Origin of the sequence: Sphingomonas hominis, assembly GCF_013328205.1 — a bacterium.
Taxonomy (GTDB): domain Bacteria; phylum Pseudomonadota; class Alphaproteobacteria; order Sphingomonadales; family Sphingomonadaceae; genus Sphingomonas; species Sphingomonas hominis.
Window position 1 is genome coordinate 42,095 of sequence record NZ_JABULH010000005.1, and the last position, 26,457, is coordinate 68,551.

At 67.1% G+C, this 26,457-nt stretch carries 23 protein-coding genes; 8 read left to right on the top strand and 15 right to left on the bottom strand.

The window, feature by feature from the left end:
• The first annotated feature begins 6 nt into the window (after positions 1 to 6).
• Positions 7 to 2,145, top strand: a complete 2,139-nt coding sequence (locus HRV97_RS11955; protein WP_174194507.1) for a GumC family protein — start codon at positions 7 to 9, stop codon at positions 2,143 to 2,145.
• Between the two features lie 349 nt (positions 2,146 to 2,494).
• On the opposite strand, the gene HRV97_RS11960 is transcribed toward HRV97_RS11955, so the two are convergent.
• The 11 genes from HRV97_RS11960 to HRV97_RS12010 form a co-directional block, all read right to left on the bottom strand.
• Positions 2,495 to 3,385, bottom strand: a complete 891-nt coding sequence (locus HRV97_RS11960; protein ID WP_223176811.1) for a hypothetical protein — start codon at positions 3,383 to 3,385, stop codon at positions 2,495 to 2,497.
• A gap of 2 nt (positions 3,386 to 3,387) precedes the next feature.
• On the bottom strand, positions 3,388 to 4,452 hold the full coding sequence (locus tag HRV97_RS11965) for a Gfo/Idh/MocA family protein (RefSeq protein WP_174194508.1): 1,065 nt from the start codon (positions 4,450 to 4,452) through the stop codon (positions 3,388 to 3,390).
• Positions 4,453 to 4,472: 20 nt separating this feature from the next.
• Complete coding sequence (locus HRV97_RS11970) at positions 4,473 to 5,633, bottom strand: glycosyltransferase family 4 protein (protein ID WP_174194509.1); 1,161 nt, start codon at positions 5,631 to 5,633, stop codon at positions 4,473 to 4,475.
• Between the two features lie 356 nt (positions 5,634 to 5,989).
• Positions 5,990 to 7,075, bottom strand: coding sequence for an SDR family oxidoreductase (locus HRV97_RS11975; protein ID WP_174194510.1), 1,086 nt, complete (start codon positions 7,073 to 7,075; stop codon positions 5,990 to 5,992).
• Between the two features lie 102 nt (positions 7,076 to 7,177).
• Positions 7,178 to 8,419: a glycosyltransferase gene (locus HRV97_RS11980; RefSeq protein WP_174194511.1), complete on the bottom strand. Its 1,242-nt coding sequence runs from the start codon at positions 8,417 to 8,419 to the stop codon at positions 7,178 to 7,180.
• Positions 8,419 to 9,696, bottom strand: coding sequence for a hypothetical protein (locus HRV97_RS11985; protein ID WP_174194512.1), 1,278 nt, complete (start codon positions 9,694 to 9,696; stop codon positions 8,419 to 8,421). The genes HRV97_RS11980 and HRV97_RS11985 overlap by 1 nt, the downstream gene beginning before the upstream one ends.
• Positions 9,693 to 10,559 (bottom strand): glycosyltransferase, encoded by an 867-nt coding sequence (locus HRV97_RS11990; protein WP_174194513.1) that lies wholly within the window; start codon positions 10,557 to 10,559, stop codon positions 9,693 to 9,695. Before HRV97_RS11990 ends, HRV97_RS11985 begins: the two co-directional genes overlap by 4 nt.
• Positions 10,556 to 11,893 carry an O-antigen ligase family protein gene (locus tag HRV97_RS11995; protein WP_174194514.1) on the bottom strand — a complete coding sequence of 446 codons (1,338 nt, stop codon included), beginning with the start codon at positions 11,891 to 11,893 and terminating at the stop codon, positions 10,556 to 10,558. The genes HRV97_RS11990 and HRV97_RS11995 overlap by 4 nt, the downstream gene beginning before the upstream one ends.
• Positions 11,881 to 13,824 carry an acyltransferase family protein gene (locus tag HRV97_RS12000; RefSeq protein ID WP_174194515.1) on the bottom strand — a complete coding sequence of 648 codons (1,944 nt, stop codon included), beginning with the start codon at positions 13,822 to 13,824 and terminating at the stop codon, positions 11,881 to 11,883. The genes HRV97_RS11995 and HRV97_RS12000 overlap by 13 nt, the downstream gene beginning before the upstream one ends.
• Positions 13,825 to 13,929: 105 nt before the next feature.
• Positions 13,930 to 15,216, bottom strand: a complete 1,287-nt coding sequence (locus HRV97_RS12005) for an SGNH/GDSL hydrolase family protein (protein ID WP_174194516.1) — start codon at positions 15,214 to 15,216, stop codon at positions 13,930 to 13,932.
• 2 nt (positions 15,217 to 15,218) lie between these two features.
• Positions 15,219 to 15,653 carry a hypothetical protein gene (locus HRV97_RS12010; protein WP_174194517.1) on the bottom strand — a complete coding sequence of 145 codons (435 nt, stop codon included), beginning with the start codon at positions 15,651 to 15,653 and terminating at the stop codon, positions 15,219 to 15,221.
• 385 nt (positions 15,654 to 16,038) lie between these two features.
• Between HRV97_RS12010 and HRV97_RS12015 the strand changes: the two genes are divergently transcribed.
• Entirely contained in the window at positions 16,039 to 17,166 is a 1,128-nt protein-coding gene (locus tag HRV97_RS12015) for an acyltransferase family protein (protein ID WP_174194518.1), read from the top strand.
• A 92-nt stretch (positions 17,167 to 17,258) separates the two neighbouring features.
• Here HRV97_RS12015 and HRV97_RS12020 read toward each other — a convergent pair whose 3' ends face one another.
• Both HRV97_RS12020 and HRV97_RS12025 read right to left on the bottom strand, forming a co-directional pair.
• Positions 17,259 to 18,617: a sugar transferase gene (locus HRV97_RS12020; protein ID WP_174194519.1), complete on the bottom strand. Its 1,359-nt coding sequence runs from the start codon at positions 18,615 to 18,617 to the stop codon at positions 17,259 to 17,261.
• A gap of 381 nt (positions 18,618 to 18,998) precedes the next feature.
• Positions 18,999 to 19,229, bottom strand: coding sequence for a hypothetical protein (locus HRV97_RS12025; protein WP_174194520.1), 231 nt, complete (start codon positions 19,227 to 19,229; stop codon positions 18,999 to 19,001).
• Here HRV97_RS12025 and HRV97_RS17795 point away from each other — a divergent pair.
• Entirely contained in the window at positions 19,203 to 19,298 is a 96-nt protein-coding gene (locus HRV97_RS17795) for a hypothetical protein (RefSeq protein WP_343044511.1), read from the top strand. The two genes, HRV97_RS12025 and HRV97_RS17795, sit on opposite strands and share 27 nt — an antisense overlap.
• 367 nt (positions 19,299 to 19,665) lie before the next feature.
• Here the strand turns inward: HRV97_RS17795 and HRV97_RS12035 are convergent, their stop codons facing one another.
• Positions 19,666 to 20,190: a glycosyltransferase family protein gene (locus tag HRV97_RS12035; RefSeq protein WP_174194522.1), complete on the bottom strand. Its 525-nt coding sequence runs from the start codon at positions 20,188 to 20,190 to the stop codon at positions 19,666 to 19,668.
• 150 nt (positions 20,191 to 20,340) lie between these two features.
• On the opposite strand from HRV97_RS12035, the gene HRV97_RS12040 reads away from it, so the two are divergent.
• The 5 genes from HRV97_RS12040 to wecB all read left to right on the top strand — a co-directional run bounded on the left by HRV97_RS12040 (position 20,341) and on the right by wecB (position 24,789).
• A complete protein-coding gene (locus HRV97_RS12040) occupies positions 20,341 to 21,345 on the top strand; it encodes an SDR family NAD(P)-dependent oxidoreductase (RefSeq protein WP_174194523.1) in 1,005 nt (334 codons plus the stop codon).
• The gene (locus tag HRV97_RS12045) at positions 21,345 to 22,124 is read left to right on the top strand and encodes a nucleotide sugar dehydrogenase (RefSeq protein WP_246248705.1); all 780 of its coding nucleotides are present in this window, start codon (positions 21,345 to 21,347) and stop codon (positions 22,122 to 22,124) included. The genes HRV97_RS12040 and HRV97_RS12045 overlap by 1 nt, the downstream gene beginning before the upstream one ends.
• A gap of 414 nt (positions 22,125 to 22,538) precedes the next feature.
• A complete protein-coding gene (locus HRV97_RS12050) occupies positions 22,539 to 22,874 on the top strand; it encodes a hypothetical protein (RefSeq protein ID WP_174194478.1) in 336 nt (111 codons plus the stop codon).
• 66 nt (positions 22,875 to 22,940) lie between these two features.
• A complete protein-coding gene (locus HRV97_RS12055; RefSeq protein ID WP_246248706.1) occupies positions 22,941 to 23,534 on the top strand; it encodes a sugar transferase in 594 nt (197 codons plus the stop codon).
• A gap of 91 nt (positions 23,535 to 23,625) precedes the next feature.
• Positions 23,626 to 24,789, top strand: a complete 1,164-nt coding sequence (gene wecB, locus HRV97_RS12060) for a non-hydrolyzing UDP-N-acetylglucosamine 2-epimerase (RefSeq protein ID WP_174194525.1) — start codon at positions 23,626 to 23,628, stop codon at positions 24,787 to 24,789.
• Positions 24,790 to 25,275: 486 nt separating this feature from the next.
• Here wecB and tal read toward each other — a convergent pair whose 3' ends face one another.
• Positions 25,276 to 26,382: a transaldolase gene (tal, locus tag HRV97_RS12065; RefSeq protein WP_174194526.1), complete on the bottom strand. Its 1,107-nt coding sequence runs from the start codon at positions 26,380 to 26,382 to the stop codon at positions 25,276 to 25,278.
• Between the last annotated feature and the right edge of the window lie 75 nt (positions 26,383 to 26,457).

Here is a 26,457-nt window from a genome sequence, read left to right on the forward strand (position 1 = left end):
ATAGAAATGACCCAGAATGTCGCGCGAGTCGCGGATCCGCGGATCGCCGAGGTGTTCGCGATCGCGCGCGACACGCTGCACCGCCGTTGGCTGACGCTGGCGCTGGTGGCGCTGGCGGTCTTGGTGGCAGGCACAGCCTTCGTCATGACGCTGCCGCCCAAATACGCGGCGACGACACGCGTGCGCATCGACCCATCGCGCAACCCGCTCGCCACCCGCTCCGCCGACGGTCGCGCCGAACTGACCACGGAGGCGATCGAAACCGAAGTGTCGGCGATCCGCGCGCTGCCGGTCGCGCTCGAGGTGGTGCAGAAGCTTGGCCTCGACAACGATCCCGAATTTGCCGGCACGTTGAAGAACGCAGGTGCCGCCGCGCGGACCAACACCACCGCACGCCAGACCGCGATAGCGAATGGCGTGCTCGGCCACCTCGACGTCGCTCGCGAGAAGCTGACCTACCTGATCGACGTGAAGTTCACCTCGAGCAGCGGGCAGAAGTCGGCCGCGATCGCCGACGCCTTTGCCTCGACCTACATCGAGCGTCGACTGACCGGCAAGGCGAGCACCGCCGAGCGTCAGTCGGAATGGTTCTCGCGCCGCCTGGCCGAACTCGCGGTCGAAACGCGCGAGGCCGATCAGCGCGTCGCCGAGTTCCGCGGTGCCAACGGGATCACCGAGAGCAGCGCCGCTAACAGCGGGTCGGGCACCGTGCTCGACCAGCAGGTCGCGCCGCTTGCTTCGTCGCTGTCGCTCGCTGAATCGGAGGCGGCTGGCGCGCGCTCGGCGCTCAACGCCGCGCAGGGCCAAATGCAGCGCGGCGGGATCGGCTCGGTCGCTGCGGTGCTGAGTTCGGAGGTCGTGACGCAGCTGCGTGCGCAGCGCGCCTTGGTGGTGCAGAACATGGCCGAGGTGCAGGCGCGCTACGGCGATCGCCACCCCGAGACACTGCGCGTCCGCGAGCAGCTCGCCGGCATCGACGCGCAAATCCAGGCCGAGGCGCGCCGCGTCGTATCCTCGCTCCAGGCCAATGCCGCTGCTGCCGGCGCGCGTGCCGAGAGCCTAAAGTCGTCGTTGTCGAACATCGAAACGCAGCGCGCACGCGACGCGCGCAACTCGGTGCTGGCCGAGAGCCTGGAGCGCGAGGCCGCGGCCAAGCGCGCGCAGTACGATCGCATGTCGCAGCTCTCGCTCGACAGCATGCAGGCCGCACGCGTCAGCCTGGCGCCGGCCGAGATCGTCGACAATGCCGAGCCCCCGGCGGGTCCGACCTCACCCAACCGCCCGCTGCTGCTCGTGCTGACGCTGATCGTCGCGCTGGCCGCCGGCACGGTAACGATCGCGGTACAGGAAGCGCTGTCGGGTGGCCTCACCAGCGTCGAGGATATCGAACGCGAGTACGGCCTACCCGTCGTCGCCGCGGTGCCCAAGGTCGGCAAGACCGAGAACCCGGCCGACCTGATGCTCGACGAGCCCACCTCCTTCTACGCCGAGGCGCTGCGCATCGGGCGCGCCGCGGTGATGGGGGTGCGTGCAGGCTCCGCACCGCAGGTGGTGGCGCTTACCTCCGCACTGCCGGCGGAGGGCAAGTCGACGACCGCGCTCGCCTTCGCGCGGACGCTGGCCATCGCGGGATCGAAGACGATCCTGGTCGAATGCGACGTGCGCCGCGCGGTGATGCAGAACATGACGCGCTCACCGCGTCCCAAGGTGGGCATCGTCGAGGTATTGCACGGCGACGCGAGCGTCGACGAGGCGATCATGACCGGCGACGTTCCCAACCTGGACGTGCTGCTGCAACCGACGCGTTTCTTCTCCTCGGAAAATCTGTTCGGCGAGCATGCGATGGACGCTCTGATGCGCGACCTGCGCGGTCGTTACGAGCATATCGTGCTCGATCTGCCGCCGCTGCTCGGCCTAGCCGATGGTCGCTTCCTCGCGATCCTGGCGGACGCGACCATCGTGGTGGTGAAATGGAACGACACGTCGCGTGGCGCGGTGTCCTCGGCGATCAACTTCCTGCGCACCGATGGCAGCCGCCCGGTTGGTATTATGCTGTCGATGGTCGATCCGGCCTCCGCCTCGGCCGGCGCGCTTAATTACTACTCCAACAAGTACAGCGATTATTACCAGAACTACCGCAGCTGAGCGGCGGTGAGCGCGGGTGGGCGGTAGTGCCGCTCACCCAGTAATCACAGCAGCGCCCCCTGCACGCCCGATCATCCACGCGGCACGACCAGCACCAGGAACGTCCGTTTGCCCCGTACTCGTCGCTGGTCGTCTCTGCTCTCCCTGCTGACGTGGCGCTGCGGTCCCGGTCGTTGCTTCGTCGGGCACCGGACGCCCTTGCACCCACGTCGCCACGCACCCTTCTCGGTCACGGATCAATGGCCTAGCGCAGGCGGATCACCACGCCCACCCCCGTTGGAACAATCGCCGGTCGAAGTGCGCGCGCGTTGAAGTGGGCACGCTTGGCAGCAAGTGTCGTACGTTGGCATCAGACCGCCACAGCGATCTCCGCCTCGTCGAGCGCCCAATGTCGCGCGACCAGCGCACGCGTCGCGCGAATGTTGGCGCGGCTCGACGCACCGAACACGATGCTCTCTATGTTGGGCTGTTGGCATACCCAATCGATCGCCTCCTCAGGACGAATCGCGCCGGACGCGAACACCGACATCGCCACGCAGCGGAAGCGATGCCGTTCGAGCGCGCGGACGTAGGCCTCGATCCCGCCCGACATGCGGAACCCGCGCTTGTTGATGGTGGTGCACACGATCGGATTGTCGATCCCCAGCCGCTCGAGCACGGGCAGCAGATGCGGCATGTTCATGGTCATGTAACCGGGCTCCGCGCCATAACGCGTGCGGACGTGCGCGTCGAAGATCCGGAACGCGTCGTGTGCGCCCAGCCCGAGCAACAGGTCGACCAGCACGTTCTGCAGGAAGATCACGGGCGTGCTCAGCCCGGCGAACATCGCCATTTCGGCATCGACCAGGAAGGTCGCGATCCCTTCCACGTCACCGCGAGCTAGCGACAAACCACCGCGCATCAACCGTGCGACGCCGCCTTCCCCGGGCATGAACCGCCCAAGCGCGCCGAGCATCCCATCCTCGGTCACCGCATTCGCGTATTTGTGCGCGTAAGGCATGCCCGGGTAGAAATGGAAGTCGCGGTATCGCTCGGGATGCGCGCGCACGTGGTCGGCGATGCGCTCGATCCGGTCGTGCGTCGTGCAGGTAAAGGCGTGCACGCCCTCCGCCAACGCGGCGTCAAGCACCGCGATCACCGCCGCGTCCGACTGAAACCGGATCGCCTGCGCGCGCGCCTTTTCCTCCGACATATGGTTGATGCCGAAGAACTGGTTGTCGCCGAAGATCAGCCGCTCCATGCTCAGCGCCCGAAGATCGACAGGCGCCGTCGCCTGGTCGGCACCGCTGCGACGCGCGGTTCCTCGGCGTCGGTGCGCAGCATCGCGAGCACGCGGTCGGTTTCCGCCGCCGAGGCGAAGTCGTTCTCCGCGGCCGGACGCTCACCGCGGATCGCTGACACGAAATGTTCGAACTGCGCGGCATATTCCTCGCCGCGGATGTAGAAACCCGCCGCAGGGGTCAGGTCGGTGGTGTAGCGGGTGTTCCAGCCGACATGGTAGCCTTGCGGCAGCCGCGCGCCGCTGCGTGCGAACAACTGCACCTCCTGTCGGTCGGCGTAGATGCGCCCGGTCGATCCCCAGATCGTCACCCTGGTGCACATCTTGCGCTGCGACTCGTCGCTCCAATTGACCGCGATGCGTGCGGTGGCAGCATCGAAGAACAAGGTGGCGTGCACCTCGTCCTCGGTATCGGCCGAGAAGATGCGGTTGAGCGCGGTACAGCCGACCGCGGCCGTACGCCCCATGTACCAGTTGAGCAGGTTGATCGGGTGCGCGGCGTAATCGTACAAGCACCCGCCGCCTTCCTCGCGCCGCGATCGCCACGTTCCAGCGGCGGGGCGCAGCACCACTGGCCCATAGGCCTCGGCCGAGGCGTGGCTCACCGTGCCGATCGCGCCGGCGTCGAGCAGCCGCTTGACCTCGCGGAACGTGCCCATGAAGCGGTGATGATAGCCGACCTGATTGACCAACCCATGCGCGGCGGCGATCTCGCACAACATCGCGCTGTCCTGCGGTGAGAGCGTCAGCGGTTTTTCGCAAAAGACGTGCAGGCCGCGCTCCAGCGCCGCCCGCGCCATGGCGACGTGCGACTTCGACGGCGTGACGATCACCACTGCGTCGAGCGCGACCGAAGCAAGCATGGCGCGATAGTCGGAACAGACGTGGAGCCCGGTCTGCCCGCGCAACAGGCCGAGCATGAACGCCGCGCTGTCGCAGACGGCAACCACCTCGACCCCTTCGACCATCCTGATCTGCGCGAGGTGCGCCAGCCCCATCTTCCCCAATCCGACCACCGCTATCCGCATGTCCGATCCCCCCCTTCGCGTTATCGTTCGCGCCCCTTCGCCTCGAAGACGCTGACATATTCGTCGGTGACCCGCTCCCACGAATAGGTATCGGCGACGTGCCGCTGCTGCGCCGCGGCGCGCGCGCGCAAGGCATCGGGCGCCGCCAGCGCCGCCGCCAATCGGTCGTGCAGGTCGTTCGCCTCGCCAGCCGCGAAATAGATGCCGTGCTCGCCCAATACGTAGCGGTTCATCGCGATGTCCGAGCAGATCACCGGCGTGCCGAGAAACGCCGCCTCCAGGATCACCGGCGACAACCCTTCCAGGTCGGACGGCTGCACGTAGGCGACGCAATGCCGCATTAGCGCGTGCGTTTCCGCGCCATAAAGGAAGCCGGGCAGTACCAGCCGCGGGTCGGCGGTCGCGCGGATCGCCGCGGCATAGTCGCTGCCCGCAGGCGCGCCGCCGACCAGCACCAACTTCTTGTTCGTCTCCAACCGCTCGAACGCGGCGACGAGGTGGTGCAATCCCTTGTCCGGGATGAAGCGGCCGACGAACAGGAAATAGTCACCCGACACCAGCCCAAACCGCGCCAGCACCGCGGTCTCGGCGTCCGCGTCGGGCTGATAGTCGACTTCCGCACCGTAATGGATCAGCGCGAACTGTCGCCCGGCCTGTGCCTCGACTTCGGCGCGTGCGAAAACGTTGTCGAATACGACTTCGCTATGAACCCGCGCGCTGAGCCACGTCATTGCACGCAGATAGGTGCGCGCGAGCGGCGACCATTTGCCACGCTCCCACTCCTTGCCATCCTCGGTCAGCACCGTGCGCTTGCCGAACAGCCGCAGAATCGCGCCAAACGGACTGTTGCCTCCGTTCTGGATGTGAACCACGTCCGCGCGATTGTGGCGGATGATGTCAAAGGTTACACGAGCGGCGTGCCACAGAGCTTCCAGCCCGGATGTGTGGAACGTACGAATGGTGCGGCGTTTCACGCCACGATAGCTGTCAGGTGGCAGTGCCGGCTCGGTGAATGCGATCCGGTTGTACGCGACGACCTCGTGCCCGCGCGCGGCGAGGCGGGGCAGTAATTCGAAGACGAACTTGTCAGCGCCTGCACAACCAGCGCGCGGCGGCAGGTGCCGGAACCCAAACGACGCGATCCTGAGCGGCGCGGTACCAGGCGGACGTGGCGGCCGCATAGGCGGATCGTCGGGCGGCACAGGGCTCAGTATGCATGCCGTTCCATCGGGCGGAGCATCGGCAATCTTAGGATCACCGGTGAGTTGCGGAATCTGCGACAGAGCATCGGCACGCGGCCGGTGATCGATCACATCGCCGATGCCCTGCTCGCACAGCATGTCGTACTGCCGCGCCGTACCATGCCGAACCGCTGCTTCGGTGCCCACAACAGGCGCATCCCAACAGCGAGGCGACAGCCGGTCGATCGGCTTGGCCGCTGCAGGGTCGCTGGTCGTCAAATCGCTCGCCGAACGCACGGTGTAGGCACGCAGTCGGTCGTCATCGGCCCGCGCCGGAGCGCCTCGCTGACGACGCGTCAGGCATCGCACCGTTCGACAGTTGCCGAGTCTGCCCCTTCGTGATCGTGATGCCCAGTCGCGCGCGTCATCCCACGCTGGGCTGCCGCATGAACGAGCGGCGGCAGGGCCGCCACCGCGACCGCGCGTTGCGCTCGGCCGGGTGGCGGGACGACGCTCGGCATCGGGGCGAGCGTCGCGCCCTCGATCCCGGCGATCGCCTCGCCCCAATAGTCGCGCAGATATTCGTGCAGCGACACGCGCCAGTCGCGCATGTGGTTCATGCCGCGCAAGATCAGCTTGTAATTGACCAGCCGCTCGCACGGCGGGCGCGGCGCGAAATAATCGGCGGCGAAATGGTCAGACCCGACCGGCGTCACCGCGACGCGTTCCTCCAGTCCCATCAGCCGCACGAGTTCCTGCGCCACCTCCAGCCGCCCGGTCTCGCCGCCGCATACCTGATTGTAGAGCCCGTGATATTCGGTGCCGAGCATCCGCTCGATGTTGCGCGCGAAGTCAATCGTGTAGGTCGGCGTGCCGAGCTTGTCGTCGACCACCTTCAACTCGCGCGCGCCCGCGCGCAATTGTTGCATGATCTTGGCAACGAACTTCTTGTCCTTGGCCAGTCCCCCGCCCATCATCCACCCGGCACGGAAAATGAAGTGCTTAGCCACGCTGCGCTGGACGTGCAGTTCGCCCATGTATTTGCTTCGTGCGTAGACGCCGAGCGGGTTGGGCTGGTCCCAATCGTCGTACAACCGCTTCTCGCCATCGAAGATGCCCGCGGTCGAGATATAGACCAGCGGAAGGCCATGCGTATTGGCGAGCGTTGCAGCATGTTCCACTGCCAGCGTGTTGGTGCGATACGCGTCGTCGGGCTCGCGCTCGCAATATTCCAGGCTGGTGTGTGCGCCCAGGTGGATCAGCACGTCGGGCGCGAACGCTTCCACCGCGCGCTTGTACTGCGCAAAATCTCGAAAGTCACAATGGTCGAGCCAGTCGGCATTGAGGTCGATGTCGCTGCACGCGACATGATGCCGTTGCGCAAAGGTCTTGTGAACGGCTTCACCGAGCATGCCCCCGCAACCAGCGACGTAAACCCGCATCGAGCCCCCGTTTGATCTTGGTGAATAATCTATTGAGATGTGCCGCCGACGGTCAAGTTGACCTCGCGGTCAACTACTGCTTTTACTTACAAATACCTCCATCTAGCAAGCAATTGGAGCCGGTTCGATCCCTAGTTCGGCGTAGAGCGCGGTCATCTGCGACAGGTAGCGATTGGTGCCGAACGTGCGCCGCACGAACGTCGCGGCGCGCGCGCCGATATCGGCGATCACCGCATCATCGGCATCGCGTACCTGAACCAGCAGCGCGGCGAGTTCGCCGACGTTGCCGCTCGCGAACAGCCAGCCGGTGCGGCCGTGCTCGATCAGCTCGGAAATGCCGCCGATCGCCGCGCCGATCACCGGGCGCGCGTGACCGAATGCCTCCAGCACGCTCTTGGGTGCGTTCTCGTACCATTCGGACGGCAGCACGCAGGCACGCGCGCCGCGTACCACGTCGAACAGCGTGTCGCCGGCCAGATGGCCGTAAAAGGTCACGTCCGCGCCCGTCTCCGCCGCCAGCATGCGCAGCGCCGCTTCCTGCGGCCCCTCACCCACCAGGTGCAGCGGCACGCGCGCGATCGCCACGGCGCGCACCAGCGTCGCCAATCCCTTCTCGAACGAGAACCGCCCGAAATAGCAGAAGTAGTCGCCCGGCGGCGCCACCTGTGCGGGCCGCGGCAACGCCACGTCGTTGGGGATGTGGATCAGCTGCGCGCGCGGCCAACCCCATTCGACGTGCTTCTCCAAATAGAAACGGCTCGGGCAGACGATGCGGTCGACGTGGCGGCGATAGGCACCGGTCGCGCGGTGCACTGCCGATTCGGCGCTGATGAGGGCCGACAGCGGCAGCGATCCGTGCATACAGCGCCTTGTCGCGCAGTGGTGCACCGCATGCGGCTTGCACGCCTCGCACACGCCGACGCCGTCGTGCATGCGGTAGGCGGGGCACAACAATTTCAGGTCATGCACCGTCAGCACTACGCGCACCCCGCGCCGCTTGAGCTCGGCCAGGATATTGGCGCCGATGTGATGACGGATGTTGTGGACGTGCGCGATGTCGGCGGGAAAAGCATCGAGCAACCGGTGAACCGCACGCGCGTGGCTGCGCGAGTGGATCACCTGCTTGGCGATCGCCAGCTTGCGCCAAGCCGAATAGTCGTGCCCCAGCTCGATCTCGTCGACGAAGAAGCGCGACCAGGGCGTTTCCTCGTTGCGCGGATGATGCATCGCGAACCAGCCGCTCTGCCATCCCGCCTGCTCGAACAGCGCGCCGTGATCGAGATAGACCGCGTCGGCGCCGCCGCGACGATAATGGTAGGTGTTGACGTTGAGCAGCCGCGGCATCAGCGCAGCCGCCGTCGCAGCGCGACCAATTCGGCGACCAGCATCGCCGCTTCTCCGGCAAGCGCGGGGTAGAGCACCGCCACGACCGCGCCGCGGTGCGCGAGCCAACACGCGAGTACGACCACCACCGGCACCACCGCACCAAGCGTCGCGGCGGAGAAACGGAACACGCCCAGCACGTTGAGCAACACCGCCCCGGGCAGCCGCACAACGTTCACCGCCGCGATCGCGAAGGCGAGCATCGTCGCGCGCGCGAGCAGTGCGTGATCGTAACCGCGCGCGAACACCCGCGGGCCGAGCCACGGCCACGCCTGCCACAAGACAACTGCCAGCAGCAGACACGCGAGCAGCGCCAGCCCGCTCGCGCCGGCATATAAATGCATCGCCGCGCGCTGCCGCCCGGCGTGGATCAGCGCCGCATATTCGGCGCGCAGCGACGCCTGAAACGTCAGCGCAACCAGCCGCAACGGTGCGAGCAGCGCGACGGGTGCGGCAACCGTCGCCAGCGCCGCGAGCGCGCCCGTGCTCGCCAGCGCGAGATTGGGCGACAGCGCCGACACAGTCGACAAGGCAACGGTAACCAGCGACCACCACGCCCGTGCCGCGTGCCGGCGATAGGCAACGAGCCGCCGGCGCACCCGCACGCGCCCGGACGTCGGCAGTTGTGCCTGCGACCGCCATGCCACCGCCGCTACGTTCGCCCCCATGTTCGCGAAAGTCAGCACGAGCAGCAACGCCGTCAGGTCCTCGCGCCACCCGATCAGCGCGACGCAGCCCGCCGCCAGCGTGACGAAAACGACGTCCTGCGTCAGTACCGCGCGCGGACGCCGCAGCGCGTACAGGTGGAAACGCGCGTGGCTGCGTATACCGGCCGCCGCGACGAACACGCTGCCCGCAGCCACGACACTCAGCGGAAGGTCGAGCGCGTACAACGTCACCGCGGTCACGGGCACGAAGGCCACAACGCACCACACTGCGACGCTGGCGAAGAGCCGCGCGCTTGCGCGCTGCCGTGCGGGATGATGCAGCCGCGGCAGCACATGTGCCATCTGCTGCGCGACGAGCGCCGTCAGCAGCACGCCCGCCACCCCCTGCAAGGTCGTCAGCATCGCCCAGACACCGAAGGTCCGCGGCGGGAGACGCCGGACCAGCAGCAATCCCAGTGCGAAGTTAAAGCCATTGAGCAACAGCGTCGCCGCTCCCGCGGTCGCCAGCCGGCGTACCAGCAGCAACGCCTGCGCGCGTGTCGCGCTTGCCGGGAAAGCGAGTGAAATCACCCGCGCATCCACCGCCACGCGCGCAGCACTTCGCGTCCGCCGAGCACCCCGGCCAATGCCGCGCGCAACGTTAGCCACGCCGCGGCCAACGGCGCATTGCGGCGCAGGATGCGGATATGGTTGCGATAGCGAAAGGCGACGCGCGCGCGCGGGCTCATCCACGAGCCGTACCACCGCAACCACGCCATCGACTCGTCGAGCGAGCGCGTGCCGCTCACGCGCGCCGCTCCGCTCACGCTGCACCAGCAGGCGAGCGGTTCTTCCAGCTGGAGAATGCTCGCGCCCGCCCGCGCCAGCCGCAGCACGAAGCCCGGATCGCTGTGCCGCCTCGTCGCCGCGTCGAACCCGACCCGCGACGCCAGCGCGCGCGGCAGCAGCATGGTGCTGGTCTGGAGCAATCCGTCGCGCACGAACAGATAATCGGCAACATCTTCGCGCAGTCTGATCGTCGCCTCGGGTCTTGTGCCGGCGACCCGCCCGTCACGCACGTCGAGCACGCGCGACGCGACAAGCAACGCCTCGCGTCCGGGATGCGCCTGCCACGCCGCGACTTGGCGCGACAGCTTGTGCGGCAGCCACTGGTCGTCGCTGTCGAGCAGCGCAACCAGTTCTCCGCGCGCCGCCGCGATCCCCGCGTTCATCGCCCCCGCCGGCCCGACGTTCGCTGGCAGCGACAGCAATCGCACGCGTGGATCGCCCACAGCCAGCACCGCATCGACGGTGTCGTCACCCGAGGCATCGTCTACGACGATCACCTCGAGCACCGGATGGTCCTGCGCCAACGCGGACTCGATCGCCGCGCGCACCACGCCCGCGCGACGATAGGCGGTGATGATCGCCGACACGCGCACCGCCCCGGTCACGCGCCCACCTCTGCCCGGTGCTGCCTGCGCAGGCGCGTGCCGATCGGCGGCACGGCGTGGCCGGCGGGGGTAAACTGACGCAGCGCGACATAGGCCAGGGTTAGCATCAACCCCGACGCGCGCTCGTTCTGCAACAAGGTCACGCTGGTCAGGCTGCTGATCCCGCCGAACAGGATCACCGCCACCCACAATCGCGCGTAACGATCATAGGGCAAGCGGCCATAGGCGGCCGTAACCGGCACCACCAGCAGCGCGGCATAGCCCAGCACCGCGCCCGGCCATCCGGTGGTGACGAGCAGGTCGAGAAACGAATTGTGCGCATTCCCCATCCGCATCAGCATCGCGTCGCCCGACCGGAACAGCGGCCCCTCCTCGCCGAGGAAAAAGGACGAATAGCCGCTGCCGAACAGCGCGTGGCTGCCGACATAGCGCCACAACACGCCCCACAGATGCGTCCGCCCCGCCAGTGTCGCGTCGCCGAACACGCTCGTCAGCAGCATCGGCATCACCAGGGCCGCCGCCACCCCAACCAGCATGACGAGCGGCGCGATCACCAGCGTCGCCAGCAAACCCGGCGCGTAAAGCGCCGCCGTGCGCAGCCCCGTGAGCAGCAGCAGCGAAAGCGCGAGCGCCAGTAGTGAGGTCTTCGCCCCCGCCAACAGCATCAGCACGACCAGCGGCACCACCAGCAGTGCCAGCCACCCGCGCCGCCGCCCACGCGCCATCGCCAGCACCAGCAGCACCGCGAAGGCGAGCAGCTCGCCGAACTTCGCCTTGTGCGGGTGCAGCCCGCGCCACAATCCGGCGAGCGTCGGCTCCACCGCGTCGTTGGCGTGATGGATCGCGACATCGGGCCGCAGCAGCACCGCGGCGAGGTCGGCCGCCACGAAGGCGAGCAACGTCCAGCCGAGCACGCCGACCAGGCTGCGCTGCGTGCGAAACGTCACGACCAGCGCCGCCACGCCGAGGAAATACACCAGCTGCTTGCCCCATCCGATCACCGCCTTGCCCGGCACCGGCGACACGACGACGGTGAAACCCGACCAGCACAGGAATGCGAGCAGCCACGGATCGAACAACCGCAGCGGATAGGCCGGACGCACCCACCATATCACGCCCGCGAGCACCGCCAGCGCGAGGTAGAAGGGCATGAACAGCCGCTGGTCGACCACCGCATATTGCGCGAACGCGGCGCCGCGATCCTGCAACGCCTGCGGCCCGATCGCCGACACGTAAGCTACCGCGACCAGCATAACCCCCGGAACCCATGGCACTGCGCGTCGGCGCGCGCGCGCGGGCACCACCCGGCTCTTGCCCGCTGCTACGATGGCCATCCGAAATCGCGCATCAACTGCCGCGCCGCCGCCTGCGTTACGTGGCCTTCGTCGAAGTGGATCGGCACGCCCGGCGCGGCTAACAGCCGGCACGCGCTCCGCGGGCACTCGCGCAACGTAACCGAGTAGTAATTGGCGCCCGCCGCTAGCGCGATCGCCCGGATCGCACGCTCCCGGCGCGCACCATGCCGTCGGAATCGATCGATCCCGCGCGCATTGCCGGCCTGCACCGCACGCGCCAGCAGCAGCGGCACGCTGCCGTCATATTCGACGGCCGGCCCGACCACCGTCACCGCGACGCCGTGCGCGCGGATAAAGGCGATCGTCCGCGCCAGCGCCGCATCCTCCGACGCCAGCCAGCGCCCGGCGAGCACCACCGCCTCCACCTGGCGATGGGCGACCAGGTCCGCGAACACGTGCCGCATCAGCGCGGTGCAACGCGCCGCGCCGCGCGCCTCGATCAGCGGACGGCACCCCGCGGCGGTCGCCTGCATCACGTCGGCATCGGGGAAGCGCTCGGCGATCGAGCGCCAATATTGCGCGGCGTAGCTGTCGCCGATCACCAGCAGCGCGCGCCGGCCGGGCCGCCGCGCCAGGCAGCGCGCGGCGTCGAACCCCGGCGCGTTGTCGGTGACGAAGCAGGTGCCGCGCCGGAACTGCGCGCGTCCAACTGCGCTGCGCTCGTAATCCACAAAGGACGCGAGCGCCGACACTGCCGGTCGGACCGGCCGCAGCCACCCGGCCGTCGCCCCCGCGCCGAGTCCGAGCGTCACCAGCGCTGCGGCTACCGCCAGTGCGGCCGCGATCACGCCGGCGGGCGACGCGCTACGCCAGCGCCGCATCGCCGGCCGCTCGACCAGGTAAAAGGACAGTGCCCCGACCACGACCGACACCGCGACCAGCATCGCCGCCTCCGCCACTCCCAAGGTCAGGCCGAAGCGCAGGCGATAGAAAGTGACGATCGGCCAATGCCACAGGTAAACCGAATAGGAGATCATCCCCAGCCAGCGCAGCGACCGCGACCCGAGTAGCGTCCCCGCGCGGGTGCCCGCGCCACAGCCGAGCACCAGCGCCGCACCCACGCACGGCAAGAGCGCGGTGGGTGCGGGAAACGGCAGGTCGGGCTTGAGCATCACCAGCGCGAGCAGCATCATCGCGACACCGGCCGCACTCGCCGCCTCGCGCACCCAGTTCCCGGCCCACCAAGTCCTAGGCCACCAGCCCTCGCCCGACCGATCTGCGCGCATCCTGACGCCCCCCGCTGCCAGCCACGCGCCGAGTGCCAGTTCCCACGCCCGCGCCGGCAGCAGGTAGAAACCCGCAGCCGGTTGATGGAATGCCTGCACCGTGCCGAGCGCGAACGACGCGACGCCGATGCCGAGTAGCATCGGACGCGGCGCCCATCCCCGCCGCGTCAGCCACAGCAGCAACAGCGGATGAAACAGGTAGAATTGTTCTTCCACCCCCAGCGACCAGCTGTGGAGCAGCGGCTGCGCCTCGCCGGCGGTGGCGAAATAGCCGGTGGTGGCGTTGAAATAGAAGTTCGACACCGACGCCGCGGTCGCCGCCGCGCTCTTGCCGACGCGCGAGATCTCGACCGGCAGCAGCGCGAGCATGGCATATCCGAGCGTCGCCAGCACCACCACCGTTAGCACCGGCACGATGCGCACGATCCGGCGCGCGTAGAAGCCCATAAGCGTGAACTGCCCGGCCGCCCGCGCGCGCAGCAGGTTACCGGTGATCAGATAGCCCGAGATGACGAGAAAGATGTCAACACCGGCGAAGCCACCGCGCGCGACACCCCACCCGCCATCGGAGCCACCGACGTGGAACAACAGCACGCCGGCCACCGCGATCGCGCGCATCCCCGCGATGTCGCCGCGATGCTGCGCCGCCTGCGCACGATGCTCCTCGCCGCTCGTCTCTCTCAAACAAGCCCCCGCCTGTTCCCGACCCGGTGGTATCCGGCGCGTCGAGGACAGACTACGCAAAACACGTAATCGGCGGTGGAAGTGTAAGCCTTTACCTTGTTTCGATCACAACATGCCGGGCGCGAGCAGCCCCTGGTTCGCCATCCACTGCGTCATCGAACTCGACGGATGGACCCCGTCGTAGGTCGGGGGCACGCCGATCTGCGCGGCGAGATCGACGCGCCACTTGCCCGCGCCATTGTCGACCAACGCGGCGAGGTCGATCACCCGCTCGCACCCATAGGCACGCGCGTTGCCGCGAATCCAATCGGCCATTTGCACCAGCACCGCGCCCGGTGCGGTCACGTTCTGGTTGGCGAGCGTCGCCCAATTGTCGCTGGACGCGGTGTGCGGCGGCGGTGTGACCGCCCAGACGCGGTGCCCCATGCCGACCAGCTCGTCGGTCCAGTTGAGCCAGCGATCCTGAAGCTGCGCCAGCGTCAGCCCCGTGAACGCGTCGTTGGTGCCGCTCAGCGCGTGGATCACGTGGGTGTAGCCCAACCGCTTCAGCGCACCCGTTCGCCCGACCCGCCGCGCGCCCGCGCCGCCGTTGACGTTAGTCAGATAATCGAGCCGATCGCCCGGCGCCGACAAGTTGCTCCACGCGACGCGGCTCGCCAGCGCGCGCTCGATCCAGCCCGAATTGCCGTCGGCGTCATTATCCCAACCGAGCGAGCCGCCGCTAAGGCTGACGTTGCCGTAGCCGATCGAGTCGCCGACGATCGCGACGGCCGGATGCCGCCGCCGGTCGGGCGCGCGCCCGAGAATCGCGATCGGCTGCATCGCCGAGGGCATGGCACTCGCAACCGGCATGGTTCCGCCCCACGCCCAATCGGTCGCGTTCGCGCCGATGTAGCAGTAATCGTGCCCCGCGAGCACCGATCGGCTCGCGGCATAGCCCGACCCGCTCGGCACCCAGATGCGCGTGCCGATTGCCTCGCCCGCGCGGCGGTTGACCGCGACCGGCTCGGGCAGCAGCAGATGGTCGGCCGGCACACTCGGCGACAGATTGCCGTTCGCGCTGACGCGCCGCACCACCGCCGCACCGTTGCCGGTTGCGCCCCACATCGTCTGTGCGCCCCAGGTCGGCTCGACGCCGAGGTGGATGCCGGCGAGCGCCGCGGTCGCGATCTCGCCGGGCTGCAACGTCCAGCCGGCGTAGACCGGGATTACGTCGAGCGCGCCGTACGGCAATATGTGCCGCATCCGCGAGACGCCCGGATTGTTCGACGCCACCGCGCGCCCGAACGCCGCGCCGGTGCGGCAGGCAATCGGAAAATAGCCCTCATGCCGCGCTTCCGCCAGCGCGCGCGCACCGAGCGCCAGCCCCTGCGCCTCGATATCCAGCGCCATTGTCACTGCTCCACGCGGTAGGAAAGCGTGCCCGCGGTGCGCGCGAACTGGAGGTAATAGGTGGCACCTGCCACGCTCTCCTCGCCGATCGCGGCGTTGACGTTGCCGCTCCATACGCCCTTCGCCGATCCATCGATGAAGGTCAGCGGTCGCCGCGTCGCGCCGTTGTCGCTCGATCGCAGCAGGGTGACGGTGCCGCTCCACTCGCCCGCCAGCGTGACGACGATCGCGCGGCTCAGGTCCGGCGCGAACGGGCCGAACACACCGCTCTCCGCGCTGGCCCCCGCCAGCGGCACCGATCCCGCCGCAGCGGTTACCGCGCGCGTCGGCAGCGGGTTGGCGCGATCAACCGCCACTGCCGCACCGTCGCGCGCGCCAAACGTCAGCGCGATCTGCGGCACGAACCCGCCGGGCGCCTCCACCTGTACCTCGTCCATCGTACCGCCTCCCTTTTTTGTTCACGGTACGTTCCGGCTATTGGCTCGCAACCTTGTAGGACAGCGACAATCTCGTCGGTAGCGCCGGGCCGGATATCTCGGCCGACCGGTGGAGCTGGCGGCCGGCACCGCACCTTCGTGACGGCACCGGGCGCGATGTGCATGACCACGCCCGCGATGCGTCTCGCTGCTTGCAAGGCGTCGGCTGCGCCGCACGTGGATGCGGTCGCAGAACGCGCAAAGACTTACGCAGAAGCCCACGCATCTTCGGCACCGCAGCAGGTTTTAACCACCTGTCGACCCGATGGCGGCAAGTTCCCCGTCACGGTTGATGCAGGGCGGCGCGCATGTCACACGTTGCTCGGCCGGGCGGAATGGGGGACGTGTGGCGATCGCAGGAAGGATCGGCTCGATCGACGCGCTGCGCGGAATTGCCGCGCTGTGCGTCTGCGTACAGCATGCGGTCCACCCCATCATCATACATCCCGCCACTATGCCCGAAGCGCGCGCGTGGCTGTCGGCGATCACGGTCGATCGCTTCGATCTCGGGCGCTACGGCGTGGTGCTGTTCTTCCTCGTCAGCGGCTACGTGGTCCCGTTCAGCCTACATGGCGCGCACGCGCTGCGGCGCTTCGCGCTCACCCGCGCGATACGGCTCTATCCGGCCTTCTGGCTCTCGCTCATCGCTGTTGTCGCAACCGCTCCGGCGCTGCCGCCAATGGCGCAGGTCGTGGCCAACCTCACGATGGCGCCCAGTTTGTTGGGGCAGCAACCGCTGTCAGGCGTGTACTGGACCTTGTTCGTCGAACTCGCCTTTTATACACTGTGCGTCGCGCTGTTCGCGGCCGGGCTGTTGCGGCGAGCGGGCGCCGTGTTCACGCTCGGGCTCGCTTGTGTCGCGCTGCCGGTCGCGGGCGTGCTGCTGCGCGATGCCGGCGTGCACGCGCCGGTCGTCTATCTCGGCGCGCATCTGTCGTTCCTGTTCGCGGGCACGCTGATGCGGATCGCGCACGAGCACGCGCGCCGCGCGGCCACCTGCTATGCCGTCACCCTGATGCTGCTCGCACTTGCCGCCATGCCGCTACTCGCCGCTCAGCCCGATCACAGCTTCACGCTGTCGACGCCTATTGGCGTGCTGCTCGCCGGGATTGCCGCCGCCGCTACCTTCGCGATGTTGCACAATCGTGCGGGTGCGACATCGCCGACGCTGCTGCGGCTCGGCGCGATCAGTTACTCGATCTACCTCTTCCACATCCCCGTCACGCGCGTGGCAGCGTTGATCGTCCCGCCCGCGAACGCCGGTGCGGCGATCCTGTTCATCGCGCTCACCGTCGCGGCAACCGTTGCGCTCGCCACCGCCGTCTACACGGGGGTCGAGCGTCCGATGATCGCCCGAGGCAAGCGGCTATGGCGACGCCCAACGCGGAGCTCGCCGTCGCACCGTGAACGGCCAACGTGTTCAAACATCAGGGTTGGTGTCGGGCCGCCAGAGGGTCAAGGACGCCCGAGGTGAACCATTGTAACTAGCAGGCAACGTCGCTTCCGATAGGGAGGCGACCCGCCGCTAACTCCGACACCCGACATCCGGCCTGATCGAAGACCGCGCTAGAATGCGTTGCGGTGGACTAGCACCTTGAACGTCGCGACCAGGATCTGAATGTCGCGCACCACGCTCCAATCGTTGATATATTCCAGGTCGGCGTCGAGCCGGTTAGTGAGGTCCTCGGTCCGGTGCGTCGCACCGCGGAAACCTCGGACCTGCGCCAGCCCGGTCAGCCCCGGCTTGCAAGCGTGGCGATGGTGGTAGCGCGGGTCTACCTCCCAGAACAACTGGTCGCCCGCCAGCGACCCCAGCGCGTGGGGGCGCGGACCGACGAAGCTCATCTCGCCGCGCAGGATGTTGAACAATTGCGGCAGCTCGTCGATGCTGGTTGCGCGGATCAGGCGGCCGACGCGGGTCACCCGCTTGTCGTCGCGCGAGGTCGATTGCGCGCCCGCGGTGTCCGACAATTCGGTGCGCATGCTGCGGAACTTGAACATGGGGAACAGCCGATTGCCGTAGCCGACGCGCGGTTGAACGAAGAACGCCTTGCCCGGACTGTCGAGCTTCACCGCGATGAACACCGCCAGCAGCAACGGCGCGAGAAATACGATCGCCGGCACCACGATGGCGAGGTCGAGGATTCGCTTCATCACCCGCTCGCGCGTCGGCAGCGCGCCGGTGGACACGAGCACGGTCGCGATCCCGGCGAAATGCTTGTTGCCGATCGCGCCGAACTGGTCGAGCTCGGGCACCAGCAATTCGGTGCGCACCGCGCTGCCCTTCATCGTCACCGCCCAGAACGCGCGCCGCTCGGGCAGGCAGGCGACGAACGCCTCGTCGACGCCCTTCAACGCCTGCGCCAGCCGATCGAGAAAATAGGGGTGGGGCGCGCCCGCACCTGGATCGATCCGCTGCGCGTCGAGTGTCGCCACGTTATGCGGCAGGTCGATCGCCAGCCCGTCGAGCACGACCAGCCGCGACACCGCCGATCCGCTCAGCATCCGCTCGCCCACGCGTCCCAATATCGTGCGAAACAGGATCAGCAGCGCCCCCGACAGCACCAGCGATCCGCCAGCGAACAACCGCGGCACATAGGCCGCGCGGTTGAGGCAGAATGACACAAACACCGCCAGCAGCAACGCCGCCATCAGCGACACCAGGCTGGAGCCCGTGCCGCGCAGCCATTGCTCCAGCGCGGCCGGGCGCAGGTTGCGGATCTCAATCAGCAGAAACAGCGAGAAGGTCGCGATGAACAGACCGAAGGTGCGCGCGTCCTGCCACAGGTCGGGCTGAAGGTAGCGCGCCAACCAGAAGCCGAGCGCCACGGCGAGTGCATCGACCAGCAGGATACCGACGTACAGCCGCAGCCGCAGCCGACGCTTTAAGCGGCTCCGCTTTCCCGTTGCGGCAGCATCCAACATGATTACAACAACCGCTCCCTCGAAGCCGCCCCGCTTAGCCGCTAGGCAGGACCAACGGTAGTGGCAAAAATCTACTCTGCGCGCACCACGTGTCGCACGCTTGAACAGGTGATGGTCGGCCATCACCGCGCCGGAACACTTGGGGCATTCCACTGTTGAGCATGTGACACGGCTCGCCACGCAGCGGCCGTTACGGGAGAGAATGCGTGAGAGATCGCCGTGCCGAAGTGGCTGTTCCATTCACTTACGCTCACGGCGATGGTTCATTCGTGAACCGGGTGAAGGCAGTCCATCCCAACAATGCCGCGATCATCGCCGGATTGGCAGTGACGTGTTGGCTTCCGATTGCGCTGTCCGCTTATTGGCTGGCTGGCTAATCACTCAGCGCACCGAAGACCTCGAAAGCACCGACTTGCTATTATCCAGCGGGTCGGCAAGGGGTGTAGCTGACGTGTAGCGTGGAGAAGGACAATCCGGCGTTTCCTTCGTCCGTTCGCGTCGCGTCGCATCAATCCGCGGGTGCCCGCAGGTCTTCGAATATTCGCAATCGGTGACGTTCACGGCCGGATCGATTTGCTCGATCAGATGCTCGTGATCATCGACGAAGAGCACGCACGCCGGGGCGCTTCCCAAAAACTGATCGTGTTTCTCGGCGATCTGTTGGACCGTCCAACAGCTTGAACAATCGCTCCACTGCGGCGACGCGACTATTAGGGGAAAGCTGGTCAGCGCCACGCCGGTACGTTCTCCTTCCAGCACCGCGTTCAAGTCGCCCACCGCTGCGTCGCCCAGGCACGCCGCAGCCGAGATATTTGGGGAGGTTGGTCGGTGCGCTGTCAATCTTGGTATATACCCGCTTCATGATCGCGCCGCCCACCGTCATGCGCGCGATCAGCACGGGTACCTGCGTGTGGTCCGCCGCGACGAGCTCGAGCCCGTCGGCCGCGATCCCCAGCGCCGCGACGCGTTGGTGGATGAAATCGTGCTCGTGCCGATTGACCACCAGCAACCGCGCGTCCGGCCGCTTCTCGGCGATCAATTTATAACATTACAGCACCTCGTCGAAGAGGTACCAGGTCCCGACCGAGCCGAGGTAGCCGAGCGTGAACGGCCCCTCGGGGCGTGTCGCGGGCGTACGGAAGCGATCGAGGTCCGCGCACGTTAGGATGATCGACATCGCAACGTCGCGTCCGCGCAGGTACGGAAACGACCTGATCTCGCCCGCCAGAGCGTGGGTCAGCGTGACGCCGTCGTCGGCATCAACCAGCAACCCCTCTTCCAGCCCCTTCACCGTGCGATACACCGCGCCCTCGCGCGGCCACAGCCCGCCATCTACGCGCTCGTCCGCCCACAATCCGCGCATGTCGAACAGCAGCTTGGCTCCGTAAGCGCGCTTCACCCCTCGCGCCATCAGCGCGGGCAGGTAGCTGCGCGCGTGCACGATGCGCACCCGGTGACGCAGCGCGGGGGCCAGCGCGCGCGCGGTACCGTGGGCGATGTCGAACAAGGTCGCGGGAACGCTCGGCGCCTTGTGATAGGTCAGCGGATGCCGGCCGGCGCAATCGCTCGGCAATACGCTTCATCTTCAAGATTCGGTGATGCGCGCGCCGCGGCGATTGGCGGCAACACGACGTAAATGTATAATAGCCCGGAGCTCAAATGCTCCGGGCTTGCGGTTTGGGACATGGCTATTAGGACGACGCGCGGCTGGGGGATTGATCAAATGGCGACGTTGGTGACGGGTGTGGCCGGCTTCATCGGGATGCACGTGGCCGAGCGCTTGCTCGCGCGCGGCACTCGGGTGATCGGCATCGACATCGTCAACGATTATTACGACCCCATGCTCAAGCAGGCGCGGCTGGCGAAGTTGCGCGACGCGTTCGGCAACGCTTTTACCTTCCTACAGGTCGATTTCGCCGACATGGCTGCGCTGACCGCTGCACTCTCCGGCCTCGAGTTCGACCGCATCGTACACCTCGGCGGTCAGGCCGGCGTGCGCTACTCGATCGAGAACCCGCACGCCTATATGCAGGCCAACCTCGTCGGGCACTTGAACATGCTGGAGATCGCACGGGCTCGCGGGTCCGCGCACATGGTCTATGCCTCGTCGTCGTCGGTCTACGGTGGCAACACCAAGCTGCCGTTCGCGGTCGAGGACCGTGTCGACCACCCGATCTCGCTCTATGCCGCGACCAAGAAGGCAGACGAGCTGATCAGCGAAACCTACGCCCACCTCTACCGCCTGCCGCTCACCGGCTTGCGCTTTTTCACCGTCTATGGCCCGTGGGGTCGCCCCGACATGGCGATGTGGATCTTCACCAAGGCGATGTTCGCCGGCGAGCCGATCCCCGTGTTCAACAACGGCAACATGGAACGCGACTTCACCTATATCGACGACATCGTCTCCGGCGTGGTCGCGTGCCACGACAATCCCCCGCCCCACGATGGCGAGGAGAAGGCGGGCGGCAGCCATGCGCCGCACCGGCTCTACAACATCGGCAACAGTAATTCCGAGCATCTCGGCCGCATGATCGACCTGCTGGAGCGTGAGACCGGACGCGAGGCGGTGCGCAACTACCTGCCGATGCAGGCAGGTGACGTGCCGCGCACCTACGCCGACGTGTCGGCGATCAGCCGTGACCTAGGCTATGCGCCGACCACCTCAATCGACGTCGGCGTGCCGCGCTTCGTTTCCTGGTACCGCGACTATCACCGGATCGCCGGGTGATGACGCCTGCGCCGGTCAGCCCGGACACGCGCGTTGTCGTCATCGGGCTCGGCTATGTTGGGCTGCCGCTCGCGGTCGCGCTGGCACGGCATTTTGACACCGTCGGGCTCGACATCGATGAAGGCCGCATCGCGGAACTCACCGAGCAACATCATGACCGCACCGGGGAGATCGACGCCGGTACGCTCGCCGCCAGCACGCTCAAGCTGATCGCACGTGCGGAAGATTGTCCGCCCGCCGACGTCTATATCGTCACCGTGCCGACGCCGGTCGATGCCGACAATGTCCCCGACCTGCGGCTGGTGCGCGCCGCGTCGCGCATGGTCGGCGGGATGATCGCCCCCGATCGCAGCCCGATCGTGGTGTTCGAGAGCACCGTCTATCCCGGCGTGACCGAGGATATCTGCGGTCCCCTGATCGCCGAGGTCAGCGGCCTCACGCGCGGGCGTGACTTCTTTCTCGGCTACTCGCCCGAGCGAATTAATCCCGGTGACCGCGAGCATACCGTCGATCGCATCACCAAGGTGGTGGCGGGCGAGAACCCGGAGGTAACCGCCACGCTTTACGCGCTGTACGGCGCGGTGACGAGTGGCGGCTGCTTCGCCGCCTCCTCGATCGCGGTCGCGGAGGCCGCCAAGGTGATCGAGAATGCGCAGCGCGACATCAACATCGCCTTCATGAACGAGATCGCGCGCATCTTCGCGCGGCTGAACATCTCGGTATGGGACGTGCTGGCGGCGCGGACGAAATGGAACTTCCTGAAGTTCCAGCCGGCCTAGTCGGTGGTCATCGTATCGGGGTCGATCCATATTATCTCAGTCTCCGTGCGCGTGAACTCGGGCACGAACCCGCCGTGATCTTGGCAAGTCGCGCGATCAACGGCTCGATGGCGGAGTGGGTCGCGGAAGAACTGATGACGGGCTTCGCACCTAGTGGCCGCGTACTGGTGCTCGGATTCATCTTGGAAGAGGATGTGCCCGACCTTCCCAATTTCAAGGTCGCCGACGTGATCACGCGGTTGCACACGCTCGGCCAAGTGGTGGACGTTCACGATTTGCGCGCTGACGCGGGCGAGGCGATGCACGAATACTGGCTAACGCTGTGCGGTGATCCCTCACCGCCGAGCAGCGCTAGGACGCGATGCTGCTGGCGGTTATTGTTCCCTTCGCCGCCGCGGTCACCTTTTCGACGTGTTGAGCGGCGAGAGCCTGTTCGCCAACACGCTGATCGCGAGTGCGGGCGCGTTGATCGCTGGGCATCAGATTTTCCGCAACCTCGGCAACTTTCCGGGCATCCGCTCGAGCTACTACGTGTTTCCAATCTTCGCCTCGACCTTCGGCGTCGCGGTGATGGTGCTGTTCATGGCGCGCGCGGGGTACAGCCGCCCGCTGCTGCTGGTCAGTTTCGTGATGACGCTGATCTGGCATTACGTGGTCTACTTCAAGCTGCAGCGCCGCCAGCAATTGTTCATTGCCGTGGTCTCGCTGGGCCGCGCCGCGCGATTGTTCGACGTGCCGGGCGTCAATTGAACAGCGCTGGAGGCACCTGCGCTGCCGCCCGGCTATCACTCGGTCGCCACGGACTTTCACGTCGACATGGGAGGCCAGTGGGGAGGTTTCCTCGCCGAATGCGCACTGTCGGGCGTGCTGCTGCTGCTGCTACCGGTGCTCGTCACCATCGCGGTCGTCATCAAGGCTACCTCGCGCGGGCCGGTGTTCTTCGTGCAACCGCGTGTCGGTTACCGCGGCAAGCCGTTTCGCATGTGGAAGTTCCGCACCATGGTGAACCGCCCAGCGACGCAGGCTGAGTTGGAGGCGGCGAAGACGCTGGACGGCGATCCGCGCATCACCGCGCCCGGCCGCTTCCTGCGTCGCAGCCGGTTGGACGAGCTGCCGCAATTGTGGAACGTGCTGCGCGGGCAGATGAGCTGGATCGGCCCGCGGCCCGAGGCGCTGCCCTTGTCGCGCTGGTACCAGAGCGAGATCCCCTTTTACCGTTATCGCCACATCGTGCGGCCGGGCATCACCGGCTGGGCGCAAGTGAGCCAGGGTCACGTGCTAGAAATCGAGGACGTGATGAAGAAGCTTTCCTACGACTTCTTTTACATCAGCAACTTCTCGCCGTGGATCGACCTGTTGATCGTGGTGCGCACGATCAAGACGATGCTGACCGGCTTCGGCTCGCGCTGACGCGAACTCTGTAGTTCGCGTGGTCGCCGAGGCACCGCTTCGTTAAGCCTTCTGCTCTAAGCTCCTGCCCGAACGACCAAGCGGGGACGTAGTGACGATCAAGGTTCTGTCGGTGTTCGGCACCCGGCCCGAAGCGATCAAGATGGCGCCGCTGGCACTCGCGCTCGCCGCCGACGCACGGTTCGATGCCAAGGTGTGCGTGACGGGGCAGCACCGCGAGATGCTCGACCAGGTGCTGCGGCTGTTCGACCTGTCGGCGGATCACGACCTGGCGGTGATGAAGCCGGGGCAGGACCTGACCGGGGTCGCGACCGCGGTGCTGTCGGGCATGGCGGAGGTGTTCGCGGCCGAGACGCCCGACATCGTGCTGGTCCACGGTGATACGCTGACCACGCTCGCCGCATCGTTGTCGGCTTACTGGCACCGTATCCCGGTCGCGCATGTCGAGGCGGGGTTGCGCACCGGCGACCTCTACGCACCATGGCCCGAGGAAGCGAACCGCAAGCTGACCGGCAGCCTCGCCACGCTGCACTTCGCGCCCACGATCAATGCGAGCCAGAACCTGCGCGCCGAGGGGATCGACCCGCGGATCATCGCCGTCACGGGCAACACCGTGATCGACGCGCTGTTGCAGGTGGTGGCGCGGCTGCGTGGCGACGCCGAGCTGTACGCACAGGTCACCGCCGGCCTGCCGCTGCCCGCGCCCGGGCGGCGGATGGTGCTGGTGACCGGGCATCGGCGCGAGAATTTCGGTGCCGGGTTCGAGCGTATCTGCGCCGCGCTCGCGCGGCTCGCGCGTGATTTCCCGGCGGTTGATTTCGTCTATCCGGTTCACCTCAACCCCAACGTGCAGGAGCCGGTCAATCGGTTGCTGCGCGACCTGCCCAATGTGCGGCTGATCGCGCCGCTCGATTACCTGCCGTTCGTCGCGATGCTCGACGCAGCGACGCTGGTGCTGACCGACTCGGGCGGCATTCAGGAGGAAGCGCCGTCGCTCGGCAAGCCGGTGCTGGTCATGCGCGACACGACCGAGCGGCCCGAGGCGGTCGACGCCGGCACCGTCCGGCTGGTCGGGACCAACGAGGAAGCGATCGTGCGCGAGACGACGCGGCTGCTGACCGACGCGCACGCCTATGCGGCGATGAGCGGGGTGCATAACCCCTATGGCGACGGTCACGCGGTGCCGCGCATCGTCGAGGCGCTTGCTGCCTGGGCTGCGGGGCGCGAGACTGGAGACATGCGGGCGAGCGCGTGAGGGTACGGGGCTGAGCGCGTCGGCGCGCGCGGAAGGTCACGCGAAGTATAGTCCAACGACGGGCTGAGGCGTGGGCGTCGATAGCGGCGCTCGGGGACGAAGCGCGACGTCGCTGCGGGGCTGAACGGCGGTGTGTTCGAGCGGGGTCGCGGGCGCGGTGGGTGGAAGGTCACGCTAAGGTCACACCAACGAGACGGTGATCGGTTGTCGGTCGGATGCGGGTGATTCCGACTGGTTGGACAAGGTTAGCGGGACCCCGGATCAAGTCCGGGGTGACGTGCGTGTAGGTGAGGTGTGCTGACCGGCTCGGCGGGTTGGGCCGGGAGCCATTGTCGCGGATCTAGCTGTACTGAGCGATGTGAAAGAGCGACGATCGAAGCCGCGGTCTCGGCGCCGTAGCGGGGCTGTGCGCGGTAGGACAGCCCTCGTCGCACTTGCCACTTGAACGGGTTTCCGCCGGCGCTAACCGCCGGCGGAAACAGGGCGTCAGGCGTCCGTCTTCTGCTTGCCGATCGCGGCGAGCAGGTCGTCGAACGACTTGGTGAAGCTCGCCACGCCCTCGTCGACCAGCGTCTTGGTCACGCCGTCGAGGTCGAGGCCGAGGCGGTCGGCGTCGGCGATCGTCTTGCGCGCGCCGTCGATATCCTTGGTCAAGGTAACCTCGACCGTGCCGTGGTCGCGGAAGGCGTCCATCGTCTTGGGCGGCATGGTGTTGACCGTATCGGGGCCGATCAGCTCGTCGACGTAGAGCGTGTCGGGATAGTCGGGGTTCTTGGTGCCGGTCGACGCCCACAGCAACCGCTGCGGCTGCGCGCCCTTCGCGGCGAGCTTCTGCCAGCGGTCGGAGGCGATGAACTCCTGATACCAGGCGTAGGCGAGTTTGGCGTTGGCGATCGCGACCTTGCCCTTGAGCGCCTTGGCCTCGTCGCCGCCAGTGCCCGCATCGATCTTGTCGTCGATCTTGCCGTCGATGCGGCTGATGAAGAAGCTCGCAACGCTGGCGATCTTGTCGATGGGCAGGTCCTTCGACACGCGCTCCTCCAGCCCCTCGACATAGGCATGGGCGACGTTCTGGTACGATTCGACCGAGAACAAGAGCGTCACGTTGACGTTGATGCCTTTGGCGATCGTGTCGCGGATCGCGCGGACGCCGTCGTCGGTGCCGGGAATCTTGATCATCAGATTGGCACGGTCGACCGCCTTCCACAGCCGCTCGGCTTCCTCGGCCGTCTCCGGCCCCTTGAGCGCGAGATAGGGCGAGACCTCGAGGCTGACATAGCCGTCCTTGGTGTCCAGCCGGTCATAGACGGGACGCAGCACGTCGCACGCAGCCTGGATGTCCTTCACGGCCTGCGATTCATAGCGCGCCATCGGTTCGGCGTTCGGCGTCGCCTGGTCGAACTCGGCGAAGCCGGCGGCATAGGCGTCGCCGGCGCCCATCGCCTTCTCGAAGATCGTCGGGTTGGAAGTGACGCCGGTCAGCCCGTCCTCATCGACCAGCTTCTTCAGACCGCCCGCATCGAGGAACTTGCGGTCGACGAAGTCGAGCCACGGCGCCTGGCCGATGTCGCGGAGTTGTTCGAGCTTGCTCATGCCTTGATCCTCTTGATCGCCGTTCGCGGCGCGCCTGATGCCGATATGGTGACGCGCGCCGCGTTTCGCCGCGGC